Origin of the sequence: Actinotalea sp. JY-7885, assembly GCF_014525465.1 — a bacterium.
In the GTDB taxonomy this organism is placed as follows: Bacteria; Actinomycetota; Actinomycetes; order Actinomycetales; family Cellulomonadaceae; genus Actinotalea.
This window is the reverse complement of the sequence record NZ_JACEXH010000289.1, coordinates 1-2,282: the sequence shown is the minus strand read 5'-3', so window position 1 is coordinate 2,282 and position 2,282 is coordinate 1. Positions and strand designations below refer to the sequence as shown.

The 2,282-nt window shown below is 76.2% G+C and carries 3 protein-coding genes; 2 read left to right on the top strand and 1 reads right to left on the bottom strand.

What is annotated here, in order from left to right:
- Positions 1 to 507: glycerate kinase (locus IDM29_RS16365; protein WP_188037804.1), on the bottom strand; the 507-nt coding region annotated here is incomplete at its 3' end.
- A gap of 42 nt (positions 508 to 549) precedes the next feature.
- Here IDM29_RS16365 and nadA point away from each other — a divergent pair.
- Together nadA and IDM29_RS16355 are read left to right on the top strand one after the other, a co-directional pair.
- Positions 550 to 1,788, top strand: a complete 1,239-nt coding sequence (gene nadA, locus IDM29_RS16360) for a quinolinate synthase NadA (protein ID WP_182111349.1) — start codon at positions 550 to 552, stop codon at positions 1,786 to 1,788.
- Positions 1,785 to 2,282: thioesterase family protein (locus IDM29_RS16355; RefSeq protein WP_188037803.1), on the top strand; the 498-nt coding region annotated here is incomplete at its 3' end. The genes nadA and IDM29_RS16355, both read left to right, overlap by 4 nt.

The window sequence follows — 2,282 nt, the reverse complement described above, 5'->3', positions numbered from 1 at the left end:
CGTCGTCGCGCCCAGGCCGCCGCCGCCGCCGCGGAGCACCGCCCCGCTCACGCCGAGGCCGGCGAGCAGGCCGGCACCCGCGTCGTTGGTCGCGGACCCTCCCAGGCCGACGACGACCCGCCGCGCGCCCAGGTCCAGGGCCGCCGCGAGCAGGCGACCGAGCCCGAACGAGCTCGTCACCGTCGGGTCGCGCCGGTCGGCGGGCACGAGGTGCAGGCCGACCGCCTGCGCGGACTCCAGGTAGGCGACCGGTCCGTCGTCGCCCGCGACGACCAGGACGGGCGCCGGGGTGTCCTCGCCGAGCGGTCCGGGCACGGTGACGGGCACCAGCTCGCCGCCGAGCGCGGCGCGGACCGTCTCGAGGAAGCCGGGGCCGCCGTCGGCGAGCGGGAGCCGGACCACCTCGTCGTGCGGCGCCCCGCGGCCCCACCCCGTCGCCATCGCGTCGGCGGCGGCACGCGCGGTCAGCGTCCCGGTGAAGCAGTCGGGGGCCAGGAGGATGCGCACCGGCACATCCTGCCCCAGGTGCCCCTGTGCGAAGATCCCGCCGTGAGCACCGTCACCCCCGCCGTCCCCGCCGCCGCGCCCGCGTTCGCGGAGCCCGCGGCCTCCGCGGCCCTGCTGCTCCTGGGCGCACGCTCGGACCTCGCGTCCGAGCGCGGCGTCGAGTGCGCCGGCGCCCTGCCGGACCCGTCCGACCCCGACCTGGTCGAGCGCGCCCGCGTGGCGCGCGCGGCGCTCGGGGACCGGGCCTTCGTGCTCGGGCACCACTACCAGCGCGACGAGGTCATCGCCTTCGCCGACGTCACCGGGGACTCCTTCAAGCTCGCGCGCGACGCCGCGGCACGGCCCGACGCCGAGCACATCGTCTTCTGCGGCGTCCACTTCATGGCCGAGTCCGCGGACATCCTCACCTCCGACGACCAGGCCGTCGTCCTGCCCGACCTGGCCGCCGGCTGCTCCATGGCGGACATGGCCGCCATCGGCCAGGTGGAGGAGGCGTGGGACGTGCTCACCGACGCGGGCGTGGCCGGGCGCACCGTGCCGGTGACCTACATGAACTCGACGGCGGCGATCAAGGCCTTCACCGGACGGCACGGCGGGACGGTGTGCACGTCGTCCAACGCTGAGGTCGCCCTGCGGTGGGCGTTCGACCGCGTCGGCGGGCGGGACGGCGACGGGGCGGTCCTGTTCATGCCCGACCAGCACCTCGGGCGCAACACCGCCGTCCGCGATCTCGGGCTCGACCTGGACGACTGCGTCGTGTACGACCCGCGCCGCCCCGGCGGCGGGCTGAGCGAGGCCGAGCTCGCCGGGGCCCGGATGATCCTGTGGCGCGGCCACTGCTCGGTGCACGGCCGCTTCTCGGCGCAGAACGTCGCCGACGTCCGCGCCGCCGTCCCGGGCGTCACCGTGCTGGTCCACCCCGAGTGCAAGCACGAGGTGGTCGCGGCCGCGGACATGGTCGGCTCGACCGAGTACATCATCCGGGCGCTGGACGCCGCGGAGCCGGGCTCCGCCTGGGCGATCGGCACCGAGCTCAACCTCGTGCGCCGGCTGGCCCGGCAGCACCCCGAGCTCTCGGTGCACTACCTGGACTCCACCGTCTGCTTCTGCTCGACGATGAACCGCATCGACCTGCCGCACCTCGTGTGGACCCTGGAGTCGCTCGCGGCGGGCCGCCTCGTCAACCGGGTGGTCGTCGACCCCGACGACGCCCACTGGGCCCGCGTCGCGCTGGACCAGATGCTCGCGCTGCCGGTCCGCCCGGCCCCGGCCACCCCGTGACGCGTCAGCTGCGGCTCGCGCTCGGCGTCAGGTTCCCCCGCCCGGCCGTCCCCGGCCGGACGCTGCTCGAGCCGTCGGTGACCACGCTGCGCGTGACCCCCGCGGACCTCGACATGTACCTGCACGTCAACAACGGCGTGTACCTGCAGATGATGGACATGGCCCGCACCAACCTCCTGGCGGACCTGGGCGCGCTGCCGCTGCTCGCGCAGCGCGGCTGGTACCCGGTCGTCGTGGCGACGACCATGACGTACCGCCGCTCGCTGCGGCTCGGCCAGCGGTTCACGATCACGTCGCGGGTCCTGGGCTGGGACCCGCGCGTCGTCTACCTCGACCAGGTCTTCGAGCGGGACGGCGAGCACGTGGCCCGCGGCGTCGTCGCGGGCCGGTTCCTCGCGCGCGGCGGCGGCCGCGTCGCGGCACCGGACGTGGCCGCGCTGCTCGGCCACGACGGGCCGAGCCCCGCCGTCCCGGCGCAGGTCAGCGCCTGGGCC